Raw genomic sequence first — 20027 nt, 5'->3', positions numbered from 1 at the left:
TGTTGGCACTGTGTGCTGTGACCTGTTAAAAGGTGGCGCCGCTATGCCGTTAATGCCGTTGCTGGCGCTGCATCGTATGGCCAGGCACTCAGTTGTCTCGGCGAACGAAATGACTGTGGTTGGCCAGAAACCGGGTCAACGAACTGCAACTGCTGCGCCAGCAACTGTAACGGCCCAGCCAATATTGCGGATTTGGCCAGCAGTGTCGGGTAATAAGGGTCAAATAAAATCGGACAGCCAATAGCCTGCATATGCAGCCGTAGCTGATGGGTTTTGCCGGTATGCGGTGTCAGCTCAAATAGCCCTAGTTGCTCTTTGCGGGCAACTAAACGCAGAGTGGAATGTGCATTGGGCTCCCCTGCAACGGCCTGCATCAAAAATCGCGGCTGACTTTTCTCCAACCGGTTTTGTAGCTCGAACTGTTGCGGCAGTGCGGTCTGCTGTAGCGTCTGAGGTAGGGTCGCAACTGCCTGATAGGTTTTCTCAATCTGGCCTTGGGCAAACAGTTGATAATAAGCAGCCCGACTATGCGGATTGATGGAAAACAGCACCAGCCCGGCGGTATCGCGATCTAACCGGTGCACCGGCGCTATGTCTTCCAGCCCGGTATCGCGGCGCAGCCGCTCCAACAGGCATTCATTAACAAATTCCCCGCCTGGGATCACCGGCAAGCCATGCGGTTTGCAGGCCAGCAAGATATGATTGTCCTGATAAACAATCTGATGAGCCGCTGCAATCACCGGTTCAGACACCACTTCGCGGTAATAACACAAACGGCGGCTGGGTAAAAACGCCGCATCCATCGAGACCGGATCGCCGTTGTGCCAGTGAATTTTACCGTCACGAAATCGCGCGGCCCAAATGTCCGGAGCGATGCGCGGAAACTGACTGCACAAAAACTGATACAGATTTTCCCAGCCCTGATTGACCGGTGGTAAGGTAATTTCGGAAGGCCGCGCCGCTTTGGACATCATCACTCCTGCAAACAGCACCGGGCGACTTCGCCGTGCTTTGGGGGGCGCATCTTAGCAAAGAACGGCTACAGCGCCCACAACACCAGAATCGCTGTCAACAAAACTAATCCACAGGCACGCAGCAGACGTTGGCGCAAGCCGGCACTGCCAAGTGTCGAAACCAGCGCCGTTTTCACCAGTGTGTTGCTGAGCACCGCAATCACCAGGGCTGTTGCAGCCAGTTGCTCACGCCCGGCCTGCTGGGCATATTGCGCCATCGACAAGGTGATAGCGTCAACATCGGTTGTCCCGGCAATAGCCGACACCAGGTACAGCCCTTCTGCCGGTGCAAAATGCTCGGTGAGCTTGACCACCAGCAACACCGCCGCAAACATTAAACCAAATTGGCTGGCTGCCCATAAACTGAACGGATTGCTCACGGTGGTGGCTGAATTCGCCTGCAGTTGCGGCGCTTTGCGGTAAAAGTAAGCAGCCAGAGCCAGCGTAGTCAAAGTCATAGCGCCGACGGTAGGCCATAACGGCGCCAATAGTGGCAGATAGACAATACCCACCATCAACAACACTCGTAGCGACATCACCGACCAGGCCAGTAAAATGCCACAAGCCAGTGCATCATCCTGATTGTCGCTGCCCTGCGGCTGCTGACTGAGCCTGGCAAAACTCAGACTCACGGCCGTCGATGACACCAAGCCACCGGCCAGTCCCGCCACCGCAGTGCCGCGCGCTGGCCCGAGCAACCGGGTCGCGATATAACCGACCAGCGACAACAACGAGATCAGAATCACCAATAGCCAGATTTTATAAGGATTGAAGGCCTGCCAGGGGTCAAGGGCATGATCAGGCAATAAAGGTAACACGATGAAAGTAGCGATTAATAACTTCAGGCCGGCGTACAAATCGTCATTGCCGATTTTGTCGACCAAGCCGTGCAGCGGCTGTTTAAACGCCAGGATCGCCGAGGTGATAATCGCCAGCGCGACGGCGATACCGGCATGACCATGCATCACAGTACCACCGAGCAGAAAGACCAGTACCGCGCTGAGCTCAGTCGTCAGGCCCGGCACCTGCGGCTCTTCACGTTGCTTGCGGTTGTAGGCAGCCAGTACCAGCACCGCAACCACCGCCAGTACGGCCATTTCCGGCCAGGGTTGCTGCAGCTGCAAACCGAGCCAGGCGCCCACAGCGCCAAGCAGCGCTAACAACATAAAAGTTCGCACGCCACCAAAACTGCTCAAGTTACTGACTTTATGTTTTTCGCGCTCAATACCGACCAATGCGCCGATCGCCAGCGCATAAGCGAAGTTCTGTAACAGGATCAGTTCGTTTTGCATCAAAACCTGCGGCGGTTTAAAGCTGTATGGATTGATTTCAGCACTATTCTCGCGCTAAAGCTATGAGCTGGCGCAACTTTTTGCCAGAAAGCAGAAAGGCGCCAAAGCGCCTTTCTGTTGGGTTCAAACCGCCGCACAGCTTTATTGTTTTTTGTGCAGTTCGAACCAGGCCAAGGTATGTTCGATTTTGGCAATCATCCGGCTCGGCCGGCCTGCAATACCATGTGGCGCACCCGGCACCCGCACCAGTGCTGTTGGTACGTGCTGCAGTTTCAGTGCCTGATACAGCTGTTCTGACTCACTGATTGGCGTACGGCGATCGGCTTCGCCGGTCATAATCAGCGTCGGTGTTTTGATTTTGCCGACATTGGCGATCGGTGAACGCTGCCAGTAATGTTCCAGATGATCCCAGGGCACACCAGGGAACTGATGGTAGGTCTGATACAAATAACTATCCCCGGTCAGCACTTTACTGACCCAGTTGATAATAGGTTTGATCACCGCCGCCGCACGATAGCGGTCGGTCAGACCAATCGCATAAGCGGTTGCGATGCCACCGGCTGAGCCGCCGGCGATATAGACGTTGTCGGCATCAACAAAGCCTTTCGCGATCATCGCATTCACGCCCGAATCATGATCGGCATAGTCTTCCGGTGAACTGTATTTGTTGTGCAATAACAGTGCAAAGCGTTCGCCATATCCGGTACTGCCACGGTGGTTGTCATAAAACACCACATAACCTTCGCGGGCAAAACGTTGCATCTCAGCACTAAAATGCGGGCCATAGGCCAGATGCGGGCCACCGTGGATCTCCAGCATCATCGGGTATTTTTTCTTCGGGTCAAAATCCGGTGGTGTGATATACCAACCCTGCATCGGCTCGCCATCAAAGGATGATTTGTAATTGATTTCATGCACCTGACCGAGTTTTTTATGGCCGAGCAAATCTTCATTGAGCTGAGTCAGCTGACGCACTTTGCCATCCTGCCACAGTGCGACATCGGCCGGACGCGACGCGTCCCCTTTGGTAAACACCAGCTTTTCCGCACTTTGCTGATACTCACCACTTAAATACGGCTGCGGCAAGCCGGTACCGGACAGCTGGTCCGTCAGAACGTTTAGCTCACCGCCTAAATCCAGCAGCGCCACTTTGCGCAGGCCTTTTTCATCATATTGCACCGTCAGCTCATCATTGCTCCACCAGTCCGGCGCGGTCAGATCTAAATCCAGCGCGGCGCCGATATCACGGCTTTTGCCGGACGTGACATCCAGTACTTTAAGCTTGCCGTTGGTGAACGGTAATTTGGCATTGCTGCCCCACAAATACGCCAGCTTTTTACCATCCGGTGAAAACACCGGGCTGGTTTCCTGCCCCGGTAATGAGGTCAGCTGTTTCAGGCTACCGCTTTGCAGATCCAGCTGATACAAGTCGCTGTCGCGTGGCTGATATTCCCAATCTGGCGCCAGGTTGGCAGAAAACACCAGCGCTTTGCCATCCGGGCTGAACGTCAGATCGTCGCCATAACTGCGATCACCGCTGGTCAGCTGGCGCGCAGTGCCACCGTCGCTACTGAGCAAGAACAGCTGCCGGTATTCCGATTTAAGGAAACCCTGACCGTCAGCCTGATATTGCGCGCGGTCGATCACCACCACCGGTTCCGACCAGTTGGCATCTTTAGGCTTTTTCGGCATTTTGACCAAGGTGGTCAGTGCGGACGGTGCCGCCGGCATATTCATCGTAAAAGCCAGCTGTTTGCCATCCGGCGACCAGGTCAGGTTGGACGGACTTTTGTCTAAGCGGCTTAGCTGAGTATTTTGGCCGGTTTTGACCCAGTGCAGGTGGACTTGCGCTTTGCCGCTTTGATCAGAAATAAACGCCAGCCGTGTGCCATCCGGTGCCCAACGCGGCTGACTGTAGTTAAATTTGTCGGCGTACAGCGGCGTATGTTGGCCGCTCGCCACATCAATTTGCCACAACGCCGTGCGGGCGCGGTCCGTCATAATGTCGTTACTGTTGCGCACATAAACAATAGTGCGGCCATCCGGGGACAGCTGCGGATCACTGGCCCATTCCAGGCCAAAAATATCTTCGGATTCAAAATAAGATGGTTGTACCAGCGGAGCAGCCGCGGTCGGCACTCCGGTTGCTGCCGACACATGAAAACAACCCACAACACTGGCTACGACGCTCAGACCTGCGGCCTGGAAAAAACCGGATACACGAGATTTAGCTGAAAACACGATAACACTCCCTGAGTTGATAAAATCAACACTAAAAGAGCAAACCCGGTGTGACAAGCGAATTGTGGCAAAGCAGGTCCAGCAGCGTTTTTTACCGGTTAAATGGTTAGAGTTAGGGCTAGACCTATATCTTATCCTGCAGCGGGCGACACCGACCGACATAGCGGACAAACATCATCAATGGCAACAGCAACAGGCCAAGGACTACGGCACACAACACACAAAACAAGCCAAAACTGAACCAGCCCTGGGCTGGGGTCACGCCAAGCGCAAACACCAGGAACAGTGTGCATAACTGATGCAGCGGCACCGATAGTGACAGTGGATAACAATGCCGTGGCGGCAAGAGCCGGCTCAGCCAATACCAATACACAGTGCCGGTCACCAATAAAACACAGCCCAGCAAAAAACCATAAACTAAATCCACTGCAGCTCCTGACCCGCTTGTTACCAGATATACCATAGCGCTGGCGCGAACTCAGACGCAATGGGTTGATGATTTTGTCCCGGACCATGATGGTAAAATTGCAGCGTCGGCAACAGTGAGAACTGTTCCATCCAGGGTTTCACGACGTGCCAAAATACAAGCATAAAAAAAGGCAGCTGCGGTGCAGTTGCCTTTTTTTGTGTTGTGACCAGAACTTCAGATTCGCTCTGTTAGCCCCGGTTACTGTAATGACGAATTACAGAACAACGATTTTCTCAGCTTGTGGGCCTTTTTGACCTTGTGTCACAGTGAACTGTACACGTTGGCCTTCTTGCAGAGTTTTGAAACCCGTGCTGGCGATTTCGCTGAAGTGAGCGAAAACGTCTGGACCTGAAGCCTGTTCGATGAAACCAAAACCTTTAGTTTCGTTGAACCATTTTACGGTGCCGGTAGTTGTATTAGACATGGTATTTACCTGTATTAATTAAATTTATTGTGCCTGGTGTCAGGCGATGGTGCTGAAAGAGATGTTTAAACTTATGGATACAGGAGGTACTAAAACAACAGTAACATTCGTTGTGGTGCATAAATATTGAACAGACTAACAAAGCAAAGCCATTGTATAGCCTTTGGCGATCCTGTCAAACTTATTTCGCTAAGTTATTAAAATAAATTTTTTTATAACGTTCAATTTGAAGCGTTAATTTGAACAGTTGCCTCAACCAATCCACCGCTTTAGCGCAAAAAACCGACCTTTCAGCAACTGCATTAGGCGTTCAACATTGGTAAGACAGTCAGGTAAATAAAGTCACTAGTGCCATAAATAACAGAGGGCCACATGTTGTGGCCCTCTGGTTAGTGTGCAGATCATCATGTTGTAGACAAAACCGACCGCAAAACATTCTGTTTTTGCTGCCGGCTGTTCAACCAGATGGTACTGGGCTCACTCGGGGGCTCACTCAGCCTTTGGCTTTGACGCTGTCGACCCAGTTCTGTACGCGCTGTTCCAGCACTTTTAGAGGCAGCGCACCGCCGCTAAGCACTGTGTCATGGAAACCACGAATATCGAACTTATCGCCTAAATCCGCTTTGGCTTTGGCGCGCAGTTCAAGGATCTTCAGCATGCCGATTTTGTAAGATGTGGCCTGACCCGGCCACACCAGATAACGGCGTATTTCAGATTTCACAGCACCTTCGGCGACCGGCGAGTTGGCCATCATGTACTCAACACCTTGCTGTTCGGTCCAGCCTTTGGCGTGCATCCCCGTGTCTACGACCAACCGGATCGCCCGCCACATTTCAGTGATCAGCCGGCCAAAATCATTGTACGGGTTCTTATACTGGCCCATTTCTTTGGCCAGCGTTTCGGTGTACAGCGCCCAGCCTTCCTGATAGGCAGTGAAACCCGCCTGAGTGCGGAATTTCGGTACGCCAGTCAATTCCTGTGCAATCGAGATCTGCATATGGTGACCCGGGCTACCTTCGTGATAAGCAATCGCTTCCATTTCATTTTTCGGCATCGCTTTCATGTCAGATAAATGCGCGTAATAAATGCCCGGACGCTTGCCGTCGGCAGTACCTGGGAAATAATGCTGCGCCGCACCAGGTTGTTCACGGAACGGTTCGACCCGTTTGATGATCAAAGGCGCCTTCGGCAAAATACCGAAGTACTGAGGTAACTTGGCTTCAATCTCACGGATAAAGGCTTCAGAATCTTTTAAATATGCCTGACGACCTTCATCAGTATCTTCATAAAAGAACTGTTTGTCGGTTTTGATAAACTTAAAGAACTCCTGCAAAGAGCCTTTAAAACCAACCTGATCTTTGATGGTATTCATCTCTTTGGTCAGACGCGCTACTTCGTCCAGACCAATCTGATGGATTTGGTCGGCGGTTAAATCTGTGGTGGTCGACTGCTTCAGCCGCAGATTGTAATACGCCACGCCATTTGGCTGCGTCGATACACCTGTTGGATTGACGACAGTTTTATCCAGTTCACTGCTCAGGAAAGTCGCCAGATTCTGATACGCCGGCAGGAATTGGCTGGTCAGGGCGGTTTTTGCATCATCCGTCAGCTTTTGTGCGGCGGCATCATCGAGCTTGTCGGCTTTTTTCAGCGCTTCAATTTTGGCCTTGGCGTCACTCCACAGCGGAGATTCTTTATCTGATTCGGTAAATGGTGCACCAGTGATCAGGTTATTGACCTGCTCGATGACGCCTTCATAAGCAAAACGCGGCGGTCGCACGCCAGCTTCGGCATATTTTTTCGCCCGTTGCTGCAACTCAGCAATGGCTTTAGCAATACCACCAATCCGCGTGATATAGGCTTCCATGTCTTTAACTTCTTCGACTTTGTGGAAGTTGATCATCACCTGTGGCAGTAAAGCATGGATGCCCTGCATTTGATTAAACACATACTGATTGACGCGGTATGGTGCTGCGTCACGGACTTCTTCGTATTGATAAATCCATAAATCGTATGAAGTTTTCGCTTCAGTATCGAGCTTGCTGTAGTCAAATTTCGCTTTCAGCTCTTCGACGGTGCCGGCGTACCAGGCCAACATTTTGTCTTCACCGGCTTCGGTCACATCGTCAATTTGATCGTTTTTGTCTTTCCGGCCCTGGAACGTCATCTGCAGCGGGCTCATCTGCAATTGTTCTTCGTATTTCTGTTCAAACCATTGATTGATCCGCTCAGACTCCGATTGCTGTACCGCTGCGGTCTCCGCTGGTTTGGCCGCTTCGGCCTGCGCGGTCGTTGTGGTGGTGCTGTCTTTGCTGTCTGGCGCCGGATTACAGCCGGTCAGTACCGCAGCAATGGAAAAAGCTAATAAAGTATGTCGCACTGGAGTGTTCCTCTGTGTTGGGTCCGGATAGGCCGGTTCTCGTTTTAACTGCGCGTTGTCAGCAGCATGCTCGCGCTAAATTACGCTGAAATATTTGCAGCGTCGAAATGTAAATTGTAAACAGTGCTTTCAACGAGCGATAAGGTCATGAAAACACTGTTTGGATCTTCGATATAGTCGGCAAAGGGCGGGCATTCGACAAAACCAAAGGCCTGATACAAAGCGCGCGCCGGCTGAAAAAATGCCATGGAGCCGGTTTCCAGACTCACCCTCTGTAAACCACTTTGCTGTGCGGCAGCGAGCAGATGCGTCACTAACAAGCGGCCACACCCCTTGCCGCGGAACGCCTCGGCCACCCGGGTGGATTTGATTTCGCCATAGCAGGCATCCAGCTGCTTTAACGCAATACAACCAGCCAGCACTGCAGGCGCAGTGCTGTCGGGCTGATGCCATAAGGTCCAGAAACGAATATCGGGTTGGCGTAAGGCAGTCAAATCCAGCGCATGGACACTTTCCGCTGGTGAAGTGGCTCGCATATCCGCCAGATGCGCGGTCAGTAAGGCAGCGATTTCCGGGCCTTGTAAATCGTCCAGACGAATAAAAAACATGACAGGTCCTGCGAAAAAACGGTTTAGCAGAGGATGGGATCTTTATATCAGCCGCTAAGCCCGACGCTGCGCCTGACAGCGACCAATAACGCCATGGTTGCGACGAAATGCAGGAAAACGGCTGCAAAAGGCCAGACGTGGTGGCCGGTCGTTTAGGTTATTGCAGCGAGCGACAGGTTATTGCACCGGGCGGCAGGTTAAAACGGGTGCTTCATAGCCCCACTGCAGCCGGACGCCGTCCTGCTGCGGCCACAATGTCTCATTGCGTCCAAGATAGTCAGTACCATTTGGCTGCAGAAACATCAGGCTGACGCCATCGCCCCGTTCAGCAATGAGGGTCGCAGGTTCAGTCGCAAAATAACTCAGCACCAGATCATCCGCTGCCGCAGCACCGCATTGATAACGCAACGGACCGCGCATCGACACTAACCGATAGCGCGCCTGTAATTCAGCAATGCGCCGCTGATAAGCATCTTGCATACAAGCGACTTCATTCGCGTCTTTCCAACATTCATTGCGCCCTTTGATCCAGCCGCGTTGTTCAGCTTTTAATAGCGGAGGATGTTCATTGACAGCGAGCGCAGCGGCTTTGGTAAAAACCTGCTGCAGTTGCTGGTCGAGTTGACTTAACCTGGGGTTTTGACAAATCAGCGCTTCGGCACTGTTGGCCGGCACCTGTTTACAATCAAACCCCGGCCCGCTGTCTTTGCCGCTCGGTTTGACCTGCAATTGCTGAGTGACCCAGTCACACCAGGCCTGAGTGCCGGGTTTCTCATGGCCGCCAAGACGCCGGGTCAGCGCTTCAGCCCACTCTGTCGACCCCAGATCCGGGCCGTGACCAGCGCCATCGGTGACAGCAAGCTTCGCTTCCGTCGCCTTGACCCAACCAGGCCCGCAGAGTTCGGTGCCAAAGCTCGTATCTGCATCAACCGCAAAGGCCACAACAGATACAACGAGTAGCAGCAAAGTTCGAGCGTCGGCCATCGTATTCTCCCGGGTAAATCAGTCGTCGCTTAACACCGAGTTGGTCCCGGCATGCTGGATACGGTCGATCACGATGACAGTCCCCAGCAGCTGGATGGCGACATCAGAGCGATAGATCTCCACGCCATAACTATCCGACCAGCTGAACCAGGCTTTAGATACCCGCGCCAGCAATTGATCGCCTTGCGTAATGCGGTATTCGCGTTGCCACAGATTACCATCAATGTCTAAAGTGCCTTGGGGCGTTTGCACCGAAAACGCCGCGCGCCAGAACGGCCAGAATTTTTTGCGCACCAGCCATTCGTCGCCCGAAGGGGCGACCAGGCGGCAAGCCGGCAGGATGGTCAGATATTTTCGTTTGATTTTCAGTACTTCGCGGTCCGCCAAATCGTACATGGTCTGGCTGCTGGAGAAACTGAAGAATTTGCCTTTGACGGAAAAAGCGAGTCTGCCGTCCTCATCATCGATGTCAAAACTGTCAGTGAGGCTGAGGATTTTCTGTTCAATACGATATTTCATGGCATGTCCTTATGTCCTGCGACGCTTCAGCTCTGGCAGAGATAAAAATATTTCATCTACCAGAAGCTTTATGCGCTTCCACAAAACGACTATAGGTAAAATGACCGCTAAAGAAAAGGTCTGTTTACACGGTGTTTTCATCACCAAACCAACCGGCCTGCTCTGCCTCGGCCAGTTTGCCACTCAGATAGTGCCATAATGCCGGACAGCCGTTCTCAATAGGTTCTGCAATGCGCTCGACAACCCGCTGATAGCTGATGCCGTTTTCGCGCCAGCTCTGGCCGTGATTAGCCAGATTTAATAAAACCGGCATAGCACGGTCACAAGCATGGGCAAATTGCGCTTCGATGCTCGCGCCAGCTTCAAATTCCTGCCATAACGCCAACAATTCTGCGGCTTGGTTGGCCGGTAACAAGCCAAAGATCCGCTGCACCGCGACTAATTCTTCGGCTTTTAGTGCGGTCCAGTCGGCATTGGCGTAGACAATGGTATCGCCGGTATCGATTTCACCGATGTCATGCACCAGCAGTAGTTTGATCACCTGATGAATATCGGTACCGGCAGGTGCGTAAGGTGCTAGCGACCACGCCAGCAGAGCAATTTGCCAGCTGTGCTCGGCTGAATTTTCATAGCGATCACTGTGCAGGGTTTTGGTTTTGCGGGTCACGGTTTTGAGCTTATCCAATTCGAGGATAAAATCGATCACAGACTGCATAAAGGCTCCGGTTGCAGCAAAAACCGGAGCATAGCAAAATCGACGATGGTCGTCCGCCCACCCGCCGCAGCCGGTTAGCCGCTCAGCCGGTTTTCAGCCAGCCGCGTTGACCGGCCATTCGCGCCAGATAGCATAAGCCGAACGCAATCAACAGCACTAAACCTTGCAGAATGATCACGGTCTGATCTACCAAAGCGCGGGCGGCTGGATCCAGCGCAAAACTGATGTCCTGCAGCACGACCCCGAGCAGGGACACCACCAATAGTGGGGTTGCCAGCGGCAAGCGCAATAACAACAAGACTGTGCCAAACGTACCGCCCAGCACGGCCGCCGCAGTTGCCAGCACCGACCACAAAGGCCGGCTTTGATAAGCCTCCTGCATCGCCGCCGGCAAAGCGGCGATCTGTTCCGGTGTCATCGTGACATCCGTCCAGAACGCAAACAGCCCCATCAAATTCCACAACAACGCCAGTACCACCACCGGATAAAACCACTTTGCGATTGCTGTCATCGCGCCAACTCCGTTTTTTGTAACAGGATCAACAGTGTGGACTGCAGATCCGTCAGTGACAACTCTGCCGGGGCCAGCGGTGCAATACCGGATGTCGTCAGGGCTGGACGTCCCCTTTAAAGCGAGACCGTAATATCAGCCGCATCGGTACATCAATAATCCCCATCCGTTCACGCGGGCCTTGTTCAGCGGCAAAACCCAAATGTTGGTACATCGGCTCGGCATACAATGACGCATTGACAGTAAATTCATCCGGCTCGTCACGCTCTGCACATTGCGCCAGCGCATGTTGCCAGAGTTGTCGTGCCAGCCCCTGTCCTTGTGCGCGCTCAGCGACAAACAGGTGATACAGGTGATTACTTCCTTTGATGGCCACAACCCCAAGCACCCCCTGTGCATCCTCCGCCAGCCAATACCGGTAATCGCCATGCAGATAACCGAGGATCGCCTGCGGTTGCATCGAACCCAGCAACAACGCCGTCCCCTCGGCCGAACAATCTGGTGCAATAAATTTCTCAATCAGCGGCAATAACAAAGCGCTGATGGCTTGATGGTCTGAAGCAGTAGCGACACGAATTTGATACGGCAATGGTGCTTCCCTGAATTTGATTGAGCTTATTTCTACAACACATCATCAATACCACAAAGTTTGACCGGCAACTATTCGCAAGGACACCAATTGCTGCGGCTTTCAGTACAGATATGCGGGATATCAGTGATTTCAAACGCAGTGTCGAGCGTTGCTACGGTCAGCGCCACATAACCATCAGGTTCTGTGCAATCCCGCCATTCCAGCGTCGAGCCGCAATGACGGCAGAAACCACGCGTCACTGTGGCCGAAGATTGATAACGTGTGACTGCACCGCTGCCTTGTATGTATTGCAATTCAGTCGCTGGCAGACTCAGATAAGTGGCAAAGGCAGCACCATGTTGTTTCTGGCACATTCGGCAATGACAATGTGAGACCCGCCGCGGTTCGCCATGCAGCTGATACACCACAGCGCCGCATAGACAACTGCCCTGATACATGTGGCCTCCTTTGATTGTCGCCCCGCTGCAAACCAGTGATGTCACGTTTGGAAACAAAGCTTTTCTGAAACAGCAGCTTTGTGTGCTGGTCGTCCAGCTGATTTTTCGGCATGCTGAGTACTCGAATATGCAGGAGGCACAATGTCAGCGCAAGTGTTGTCGTGGCAGCGGGTAAAACAATTGCCAGCGCCGGTCTGGCTATTGTTGTGGGGCAACTTTTTTGTCCGCGGCAGCTATTTTATGGTCTGGCCTTTTCTGGCGGTGATTTTGTATCAGCGTTATGACCTGAGCGCGACCGAAACCGGTTTCTGGCTGACCACCGCTGCACTGACCGCCGTCGTTGCCGGCTTTTATGCCGGCCATTTATCCGACCGCTTTGGCCGAAAACCGCTGATGCTGGCCGGAGCCGTCACCGGCGTGCTGGCGTTTTCTGCGCTGGCTTTGGCCGACACTTTACCACTGATGCTGTGCTGTATTTTCCTCGCCACCTTGCCGCGTGCCTTGTGGGATGCCCCCAGCAAAGCATGGCTCGGCGATTTATTACCCGACAGTAAAGACCGTGAGCTGGCGCTGCAGGGCCTGTATTTTATGGTCAATGCCGGCGCAGCATGTGGGCCGGTGCTGGGGTTGTGGGCGGGCCTCAGCGGCAATCCGCATGGCTTTTTTATCACTGCAGCGTCTTATGGCGCTTTGGGGTTGGGGCTGTTGTGGTTATATCGTCCGGGCAAACTTGCCAGCAGCACAGCGAACAGCCGGCCAACGCATACGCTGAACTTCGCCGCTATCCTGCAACTGCTGCGGCAAGACCAGCTGTTTGCCGTGATTATCCTCGCCAATATTCTGATTAACTTTATCTACGCCCATGCCGATTCGAGCCTGATCCAATACCTGACGCGGGCTGATTTTCCGGATTTGGTTACGCTGATCTCCAGTCTGGTGATGGTCAATTCGCTGATTATTGTCACCTGCCAGTTTCCGTTATTACGTTTGCTGGGTCATTGGCCTGTGATCAAACGCATTCATCTGGGTGTGGTGTTATTAGGCCTGTCGCAGATTTGGTTTGCGCTCAATCCGGTCGACTGGTTCTGGGGCTGGTTAGCTGCGATGGCCGTGCTTAGCATTGGTGAGGCGGTGCTATTTGCCAATATGAATGTGCATCTGGACCAGTTGGCGCATCCGGCGCTGCGTGGCAGCTATTTCGGTGCCGCCAGCCTGTATGCCATTGGCTATAGCTTGTCGCCGCTGATTGGTGGCCTTATCCTCGACGCACTCGGCGGACCGGCACTGTTTGCGATCAGTGCCGGCCTCTGTGCGCTGGTGCTGGGTTGTTACGCCACAGCCCCCCGGCTGCGCCGGCCGGATTTCTCTGCGCTGAAGCTGCCGGGCTGAAGTTGCTGGGCTAAGCCAGACTTGGCCGGCAACTCGCGGCAACAAGCGCTATTTATCGACCAGCTGCGCACGGATGCGCTGCAGTACTTCCCACTCGGCAGCAATACTGGCGGCGTTCGGACCGTGACCGGCTTTGGCGACCCTGATCAGTTCCTTATGCGGCGCCTTGATGGCGTTGACATAAGCAGCAGTGACTGCCGGCACTGTGACGAGGTCGGCCTCGCCCTGAATAAAATACACCGGCAGTTTCAACTCTGTGGCATCACGCTGCAGCTCGATATCATGGTACATCCCCTTGGTGGTCTGGCCGGTTTCTGGGTCAAAGCCCATAAACTGTAAAAATGAGTACTCTTCCGCCGCTTCATAAGCTGGTGCATGTTGTTCGAGTTCAAAAGCAGGCGCAGCTTGCCACCAGTGGGCCGGCGCCGGCGTGGCCATTTTCGCTTCATACTGGCGGCTCAAACGACGCAGAATACCGTTTGGTTTGGCATAAGGTGGTGGCCCCAGTTTGCTAAGCTGCGCTAATGCGGTTTGATCCTGAGCCGCGGTGGCTAATTTCAGCACTGCCTGAAAGCTAGCCAGACTATTTTGCGGCCCGCTGACCAGTTGCGAGCTGCCAACATAAGCGGCGAACCAGTCTGGTTGTTGCTGCACCATTTTAATGCCCAGCGCTGCCCCCCAGGAACTGCCCATCAGGATCAGCGGTCGGTTGCCGAGGATTTGTTGCAGATATTGCACCAGTGCCAGACCATCCTGCGTCATTTGGGCCAGTGTCTGCCGCTCACCCGGTGCGGGTTGACTGCGCAGCCAGGTTTTACCGCTGGCACGCTGGTCCCATTGCACCAACGTAAACTGCTGTTCCCAACCGGCGTAGATCGCGTCGGTAAAAGGACTGATCGGGTTCGCTGGCCCACCGTGTAAAAACAGGATCACCGGCAATGTACAGTCAGTGCTGTTGAGGCTAATCCACTGGTCAATCCCGCCGATCCGGACATAACCTTGCTGGCGCAACGGCGCCGCCTTTACACATTGCGTGGAGCGCGCACCGCCAAATAGCAGCTGAGTTTCTGTGGTCATGGTTTTGGCTGTCGGAGTGCTGGCTGCAACCGCTGGCGCGACCAGCCAGCTCAGCAGCAGAGCCGGTATCGCCAGCAGCCAGCTGCGAGCATGATGTTGTTGTTTTATGTTGTCCATGCGAAATCCTCATTTGCTTAACTGCGCTCAGACTAAGGGGTTGCCGTGTTTCCGGCGTCCTGAAACACGTTTGAGGACGTTAAATTCGCCTGTTGTCGCACACACAAGCGCGTTACACTGCGATTTGAGCGCAGGTTCCACTGTGCTCCGGGCGTAACACTGGTTTTTGCGGATTTGATGCTGCCGATGGTTTTCTGATGAATGAATTAGTCATGCTGCACAGCGCTATCGCGTTATTGTGTCTGCTGCTCGGGCTGCATTTTCTGCTCAGTCCTCAAGGCCGGCCCTGGCCGCTACGTGTAACCGGCGCCACTTATTTGCTATATGGCAGCCAAAGCCTGTTGTTCGTATTATCCCTGCAACAGCTGCAATTATTCAGTGCACAAGCAGTGTTGCGGCCGGTCGGCGCTATGCTGCTTGCGCCGTTATTCTGGTGTTTTTTTCAGGTGCTGCAACGACCCGATGCCAGGCTGCGTCGCCGCGATCTTTGGCATTTTCTCCCGGCTGCACTGACGTTATATCTGCTGCTTAGCGGCTCCGTCTGGCTGGATTATCTCGACCTGTTGTTGCTGCTGAGTTATGCCGGTTATCTATTGGCGGTGGTGGTGACAGTCTCGCGAGATCCCGCACGGCTGGCGCCGCTTGGTGAAGCGGCGCCGGTCGCGCGGCGCTATTTGCAGTTGCAGGGCGCCCTGCTTGGCACCAACCTGCTGGTGGAAGCTGCGCTTTATCTCGAGCTACAACAAGGCGGTACTGTGACGGCGTCAAACTTGTTGCTGCCGGCGGCAGCGCTGTTTCTGCTGCTCCATCTGCTGACATTATTGTTCGCGCTGCAGCGCAGCCCTTTGCTGGAATGGCTGTATCAACGCAGTCAGCAACAACCGCAGATCCAACTTCAAGAGACGCCAAGCCTGAGCACGCGCCCTCCTGTCGATACCGTGGTACCACTTCCTGACGAAGCCTTGGCACCACATCCTGACGGAAGTGCGGCCGCCGATGAAAAATTGCAGGTGGTGTATCAACGCTGGCTAGAGCTGCTGGAGCAACAACAGCTCTATCAACTTGAATTCGGTATCACGCTGGCGCAGGCCGCGCGCAAACTGCAGGTGCCGGCGCGGCAACTGTCGCAGGCTGTCAACCAATGCTACGGCGCCAGTTTTTCCGTGTTGTTAAACGACAAACGCATCAGCAAGGCCAAACAACTATTGCTGCAGACCCCGCCACTCCCGGTCACTGAAGTGATGTATCAGGCCGGCTTTGCCACCAAATCAAATTTCCATAAAGAGTTTGTCCGTGTCACCGGCATGGCACCGGGCGCTTATCGGGCTAGCGCCCCCACGCAGTCAGACTAATTTTGGATTTAGCTCAGGGCTTTGCTGCAGCAGGTTCGGCCGGCATTTTCTGCGAGAGCGGCTGGTCTTTGCTGCCGGCGTAAAACACCACCAATTTCACCGGTTCAGTGCCGACATTGCGGCCATTGTGTGCCGTGTTGATCACCTCGGCCAGCGCGTCGCCGGTTTTCATGCGTTTTTTCCTGCCGTCTTTCAAGGACACTTCCAGTATTCCTTGCTGCACCATGCCAAATGAAGGCACCGGATGCAGATGCCAGCCGGTTTCTCCGCCTGGCGCTATCTCAATCACCATGCCGGTCACTTCGGCATCCCCCGCCGGATATTGCAGCGGCTGCCCATCCCAGCTGGTTTGGGTTTTCAGCACAGTGCTGACTTGCACCGCCTTGGTTTGCTCAATCGCGTGAGCCGGCAACAGCAGCGCTAAACCCACCAGCAAGACTAGGGTGTGTTGCATGTTTTTGCTCCTGAAAAAGTTCTGCACGTCAAACCCCACCACAGACATCAATAAAGCTGCCGGTGGTAAAACTGGCGGCGCCTGATGCCAGCCAGACAATCGCCTGCGCGACCTCTATGGCTTCGCCACCCCGTCCCAGTGGAATGCGGCTTTTCAGCCGATCAACCCGACCCGGTTCGCCGCCGGCGGCGTGCATATCGGTATAGATAAAGCCGGGGCGGACTGCATTCACCCGGATCCCCTGCGCCGCAACTTCCAGTGCCAGACCACGGGTCAGCGTATCGACCGCGCCTTTGGATGCAGCATAATCAATATATTCATGCGGCGATCCGCTTTTGGCTGCACCCGACGACACATTGACTATCGCGCCGCCCTGCCCGCCCAAATCAGTACGCATACGTTGCACGGCTTGCTGGCAGCACAAAAAAGTGCCAATCACATTGGTTTGTAAAATGGCGGCAAAGCGGGCTGCGCTGATCCCGCTGATTGGGCTTTGTGGTTGTAAAATACCGGCGTTATTGACCAACACCGACAAGGGCCCGAGTTCAGCATCCAGCCGCTGAAACATCGCCAGCACTTGTGCTTCGTCGCCAATATCGGCCTGGAGCAGGATACAGCGGGTGCCGCCGGCGCGAAGCTCGCTGGCAAGCGCCTCGGCCGCGGCGTGGTCCCGCTGATAATTGAGCCCGAGCGCATAACCTTGCTGCGCAAAAAGCCGGGCGGTCGCAGCACCGATGCCCCGACTGGCACCGGTAATAAGCGCGATAGCAGATGATGACATGCAGACTCCAGAGTCAACAACACAGAGCTTTATACTCAGCGTGCCAGCCGGATTGTGCAACCTTTATCTGGTCTGAGATCTTGCTGCCAACGAAGCGAGACTACGGCTCAGAAATAGCCGGCGTACTGCGCCGGTAGCTGGTCGAGCGGCTGCAGCCGGATATTTTTGTAAAACACTTCTGCCGCCTCACTTTGTAGCTGAATTTTGCCTTCCCACATTGGAACATCACGGCCATCCTGCTGATAACGCGAGTTTTTCAGAACCATCACCACCTGCCCATTGACGATGTGCAGGCTCTGGCCTTCAAAACAAATCAGTTCCACCGTGTTCCATTGGTTGTCAGGCTTCTCCGCATTAAATTGGCGCATCACAAACCCCGGGCCGCCAGTGCTACGCCCCGCCGGCAAAAACGGTTGCGTGCTGTCTGCCACCGCGTTCATCTCGCCCTCAGGCTGAAAAGCGCGGATATCAATCGCCGAATTGGCCTGCTGCCAATAATCGCCGCTATGGCCCTGCATGATTTGAAATTCCTGCGACAACATCCAGGAGCGGAAATACTCGCGGCCATGTTCGCCATTGGCATGATACAAAATGCCGCTGTCTTTGAGTTTCTGCAGCCGTGGCGGCCATTTTTTCTCGCCCCAGCGGTATTGCAGCGTCAGATGATAATTACGAAAGCGCTGTTTACTGGTTAAAGCGCCATAAATCTCGCCGCTGACACGCAGCACCGTTTCGCCGCCCTGTTGCTGCAGCATGAATACGCCATGCGGGTCCAGCCCGGGAAACAGCCCAAGCGGTGCCAGCGGTTTCCCCGCGGCATCGGTCGGTTGACTGCCATTGTATTGCTCCTGATGCCGGTAACTGAGGTAGGTTTCCCACTGACTCAATGTCGGGTCCAGCAAAGATAACTGCGGGCTCGCAGCGAGCGGCAGTGCGGCAAAGCCCGTGACAAGGCTGCTAACAAACAGCAGGCCGCTAAGGCGAAGCTTCAATTTCATCTGACATTCCTTTTTTGTCGGTTTGCCAGATAGTGACCCGCCGGCCGCGCTTTTGTAAAGCGCTTACATTTATGGAATTCATAGCGGCAGTTATGAATTACAGCAGTCCTTTTTCGGCGCTGTGGCCCGCCACAAGGCGGCAATGGCGATCACACCAATCACCGGCAACAGCAGCAGCGCATAAAAATCCGGCGCACCGGTCAGCACAGCCGCGCCGACCGCCAGAGCCCATAACAGCAGTTGCGTCAGGATTAATTTGATTCTCATTCGGATGTTCTCCATAGGTTGTATTCAGCGATGATGGCAACGGCGACCTGCAGTTTTTCATAAAACCGTTCAGCGCCGCCCTGAATGCGACAGGTCGCCGCAGGCTTCAATTTATGCTATCTTTCGCGCCGTTTTTCCTGTGCCAACCGGACCTGCCATGACTGCCACCGCCCTCTACACTGATTTGTCCGGTTATTATGATTTGATGTGCGCCGGCATCAATTATCAGGCGCAAAGTGACACTGTGCATCGCATCGATCAGTTTTTTGGCAATGGTGGCAAACGTCACTTGGATTTAGCCTGTGGCACCGGCCCGCATATCCGTTTTTTACTGGATTTAGGCTATCAAAGCGCTGGCCTCGACCTCAATCAACCGATGCTGGAGCTGGCGCAGCAACGTTGTCCTGAAGCCGACTTTTCCTGCCAGAATATGTGCGAATTTCAGCTCAATGCGCCGGTCGACCTCATCACCTGCTTTTTATACTCGCTACATTACAGCCAGACCATTGCCGGCCTCACCGCTTGTATCCGTCAAGCTCATCTGGCGCTCAATCCCGGCGGCGTGTTTTGTTTTAACGCTGTGGATAAGAGCCAAATCGACAACCATTCCGTGGTATCGCATCAGGCTCAACACGCCAATAGCAAGTTTGTATTCACGTCCGGCTGGTTTTATCCGGGCCAGGGCGAGCAACAACAGCTGCGCCTTCGCATCGAAAAAACTGAAAACGACCAGACCGAAATTTGGCAAGACGCCCATCCGATGGTGGCGGTCACTTTTGCGGAATTACAGCAACTACTGGCGCCGTATTTCGACGTACAGGTCCTGCAACACGACTACGACAAGCTGATAGCCTGGGACGGCGTTTCCGGCAATGCGTTGTTTGTCTGCGTTAAACAATGAGCGGTTAAGCAGCTCAAAAAACAACCATTTAAGTCACCGAAAGTATACAAAACATTGATATTGATTTTCCTCAAGTATACATTTGGGTCGCTTTTAGGAAGCGCTCTTAAAAATACTAAGGACTAGAAATGAAAAAATTGTGTATTGCAGCTGTGGTTTTCACTCTGACTGGCTGTGCCAGTATCATGACGGCAGAAGAACAGAGCATCAAAGTAACTGCATCTAACAATCAACCAATCGAAGTTACTGTCGATGACAAAAAGACCACAACGCCAGGCACTGTTGTGGTGTTGCGCGATGGTAAAGACAAGGTAGTGACCAGCTCAACGCCAGGTTGTCACACTGCAACGCCAATCAAGAAAAATGTTGCACCGGTATTCTGGGGCAACATCATCATTGGTGGTGTATTAGGTTCAACCACTGACAGCTCCACAGGTAAAATGTGGAATTATGCAGACTCTGTCGAAGTTACTTGCGCCGCTCAGTAATTTCAGTGCCATTTGTTT

General features: G+C 53.7%; 22 protein-coding genes. 4 read left to right on the top strand and 18 right to left on the bottom strand.

What is annotated here, in order from left to right; all coding sequences use genetic code 11:
* Positions 1-41: 41 nt before the first annotated feature.
* The 13 genes from ACQ66Q_RS01220 to ACQ66Q_RS01160 all read right to left on the bottom strand — a co-directional run bounded on the left by ACQ66Q_RS01220 (position 42) and on the right by ACQ66Q_RS01160 (position 12185).
* On the bottom strand, positions 42-974 hold the full coding sequence (locus ACQ66Q_RS01220; RefSeq protein ID WP_430455116.1) for a pseudouridine synthase: 933 nt from the start codon (positions 972-974) through the stop codon (positions 42-44).
* A gap of 65 nt (positions 975-1039) precedes the next feature.
* Positions 1040-2305, bottom strand: coding sequence for an MgtC/SapB family protein (locus ACQ66Q_RS01215; protein ID WP_430455115.1), 1266 nt, complete (start codon positions 2303-2305; stop codon positions 1040-1042).
* Positions 2306-2446: 141 nt separating this feature from the next.
* Positions 2447-4546, bottom strand: coding sequence for a S9 family peptidase (locus ACQ66Q_RS01210; protein WP_430455114.1), 2100 nt, complete (start codon positions 4544-4546; stop codon positions 2447-2449).
* Positions 4547-4670: 124 nt separating this feature from the next.
* Positions 4671-4973: a hypothetical protein gene (locus ACQ66Q_RS01205; RefSeq protein WP_430455113.1), complete on the bottom strand. Its 303-nt coding sequence runs from the start codon at positions 4971-4973 to the stop codon at positions 4671-4673.
* Positions 4974-5229: 256 nt separating this feature from the next.
* Positions 5230-5439: a cold-shock protein gene (locus ACQ66Q_RS01200; RefSeq protein ID WP_208930820.1), complete on the bottom strand. Its 210-nt coding sequence runs from the start codon at positions 5437-5439 to the stop codon at positions 5230-5232.
* Positions 5440-5932: 493 nt separating this feature from the next.
* Positions 5933-7819 carry a DUF885 domain-containing protein gene (locus ACQ66Q_RS01195; RefSeq protein WP_430455112.1) on the bottom strand — a complete coding sequence of 629 codons (1887 nt, stop codon included), beginning with the start codon at positions 7817-7819 and terminating at the stop codon, positions 5933-5935.
* 80 nt (positions 7820-7899) lie between these two features.
* Positions 7900-8427, bottom strand: a complete 528-nt coding sequence (locus ACQ66Q_RS01190; RefSeq protein ID WP_430455111.1) for a GNAT family N-acetyltransferase — start codon at positions 8425-8427, stop codon at positions 7900-7902.
* A 177-nt stretch (positions 8428-8604) separates the two neighbouring features.
* Positions 8605-9411 (bottom strand): lysozyme inhibitor LprI family protein, encoded by an 807-nt coding sequence (locus tag ACQ66Q_RS01185; protein ID WP_430455110.1) that lies wholly within the window; start codon positions 9409-9411, stop codon positions 8605-8607.
* An 18-nt stretch (positions 9412-9429) separates the two neighbouring features.
* Positions 9430-9930, bottom strand: a complete 501-nt coding sequence (locus ACQ66Q_RS01180) for an LURP-one-related/scramblase family protein (RefSeq protein WP_430455109.1) — start codon at positions 9928-9930, stop codon at positions 9430-9432.
* 124 nt (positions 9931-10054) lie between these two features.
* Positions 10055-10645, bottom strand: a complete 591-nt coding sequence (locus ACQ66Q_RS01175) for an HD domain-containing protein (RefSeq protein WP_430455108.1) — start codon at positions 10643-10645, stop codon at positions 10055-10057.
* Between the two features lie 82 nt (positions 10646-10727).
* On the bottom strand, positions 10728-11156 hold the full coding sequence (locus ACQ66Q_RS01170; RefSeq protein WP_430455107.1) for a hypothetical protein: 429 nt from the start codon (positions 11154-11156) through the stop codon (positions 10728-10730).
* Positions 11157-11253: 97 nt separating this feature from the next.
* Positions 11254-11745 (bottom strand): GNAT family N-acetyltransferase, encoded by a 492-nt coding sequence (locus ACQ66Q_RS01165; RefSeq protein ID WP_430455106.1) that lies wholly within the window; start codon positions 11743-11745, stop codon positions 11254-11256.
* A gap of 71 nt (positions 11746-11816) precedes the next feature.
* Positions 11817-12185, bottom strand: a complete 369-nt coding sequence (locus tag ACQ66Q_RS01160; protein WP_430455105.1) for a GFA family protein — start codon at positions 12183-12185, stop codon at positions 11817-11819.
* A 141-nt stretch (positions 12186-12326) separates the two neighbouring features.
* Here ACQ66Q_RS01160 and ACQ66Q_RS01155 point away from each other — a divergent pair, with 141 nt between their 5' ends.
* Positions 12327-13574, top strand: a complete 1248-nt coding sequence (locus tag ACQ66Q_RS01155) for an MFS transporter (protein ID WP_430455104.1) — start codon at positions 12327-12329, stop codon at positions 13572-13574.
* A 48-nt stretch (positions 13575-13622) separates the two neighbouring features.
* Here ACQ66Q_RS01155 and ACQ66Q_RS01150 read toward each other — a convergent pair whose 3' ends face one another.
* Positions 13623-14768 carry an alpha/beta fold hydrolase gene (locus tag ACQ66Q_RS01150; protein WP_430455103.1) on the bottom strand — a complete coding sequence of 382 codons (1146 nt, stop codon included), beginning with the start codon at positions 14766-14768 and terminating at the stop codon, positions 13623-13625.
* 197 nt (positions 14769-14965) lie between these two features.
* On the opposite strand from ACQ66Q_RS01150, the gene ACQ66Q_RS01145 reads away from it, so the two are divergent.
* Complete coding sequence (locus ACQ66Q_RS01145) at positions 14966-16120, top strand: helix-turn-helix domain-containing protein (RefSeq protein WP_430455102.1); 1155 nt, start codon at positions 14966-14968, stop codon at positions 16118-16120.
* Between the two features lie 13 nt (positions 16121-16133).
* On the opposite strand, the gene ACQ66Q_RS01140 is transcribed toward ACQ66Q_RS01145, so the two are convergent.
* The 4 genes from ACQ66Q_RS01140 to ACQ66Q_RS01125 all read right to left on the bottom strand — a co-directional run bounded on the left by ACQ66Q_RS01140 (position 16134) and on the right by ACQ66Q_RS01125 (position 18620).
* On the bottom strand, positions 16134-16574 hold the full coding sequence (locus ACQ66Q_RS01140; RefSeq protein ID WP_430455101.1) for a cupin domain-containing protein: 441 nt from the start codon (positions 16572-16574) through the stop codon (positions 16134-16136).
* Positions 16575-16602: 28 nt separating this feature from the next.
* On the bottom strand, positions 16603-17355 hold the full coding sequence (locus ACQ66Q_RS01135) for an SDR family oxidoreductase (RefSeq protein WP_430455100.1): 753 nt from the start codon (positions 17353-17355) through the stop codon (positions 16603-16605).
* Between the two features lie 107 nt (positions 17356-17462).
* A complete protein-coding gene (locus tag ACQ66Q_RS01130) occupies positions 17463-18353 on the bottom strand; it encodes a 3-keto-disaccharide hydrolase (RefSeq protein ID WP_430455099.1) in 891 nt (296 codons plus the stop codon).
* A gap of 90 nt (positions 18354-18443) precedes the next feature.
* Positions 18444-18620 carry a hypothetical protein gene (locus tag ACQ66Q_RS01125; protein ID WP_430455098.1) on the bottom strand — a complete coding sequence of 59 codons (177 nt, stop codon included), beginning with the start codon at positions 18618-18620 and terminating at the stop codon, positions 18444-18446.
* 157 nt (positions 18621-18777) lie between these two features.
* Between ACQ66Q_RS01125 and ACQ66Q_RS01120 the strand changes: the two genes are divergently transcribed.
* Together ACQ66Q_RS01120 and ACQ66Q_RS01115 are read left to right on the top strand one after the other, a co-directional pair.
* A complete protein-coding gene (locus ACQ66Q_RS01120) occupies positions 18778-19521 on the top strand; it encodes a class I SAM-dependent DNA methyltransferase (RefSeq protein WP_430455097.1) in 744 nt (247 codons plus the stop codon).
* A 128-nt stretch (positions 19522-19649) separates the two neighbouring features.
* Positions 19650-20009, top strand: coding sequence for a hypothetical protein (locus ACQ66Q_RS01115; protein ID WP_430455096.1), 360 nt, complete (start codon positions 19650-19652; stop codon positions 20007-20009).
* Positions 20010-20027 lie beyond the last annotated feature (18 nt).

The organism is Rheinheimera sp. (genome assembly GCF_965283995.1).
In the GTDB taxonomy this organism is placed as follows: Bacteria; Pseudomonadota; Gammaproteobacteria; order Enterobacterales; family Alteromonadaceae; genus Pararheinheimera.
The sequence above is the reverse complement of the archived record's forward strand: the minus strand, read 5'-3'. Positions and strand labels throughout refer to the sequence as shown.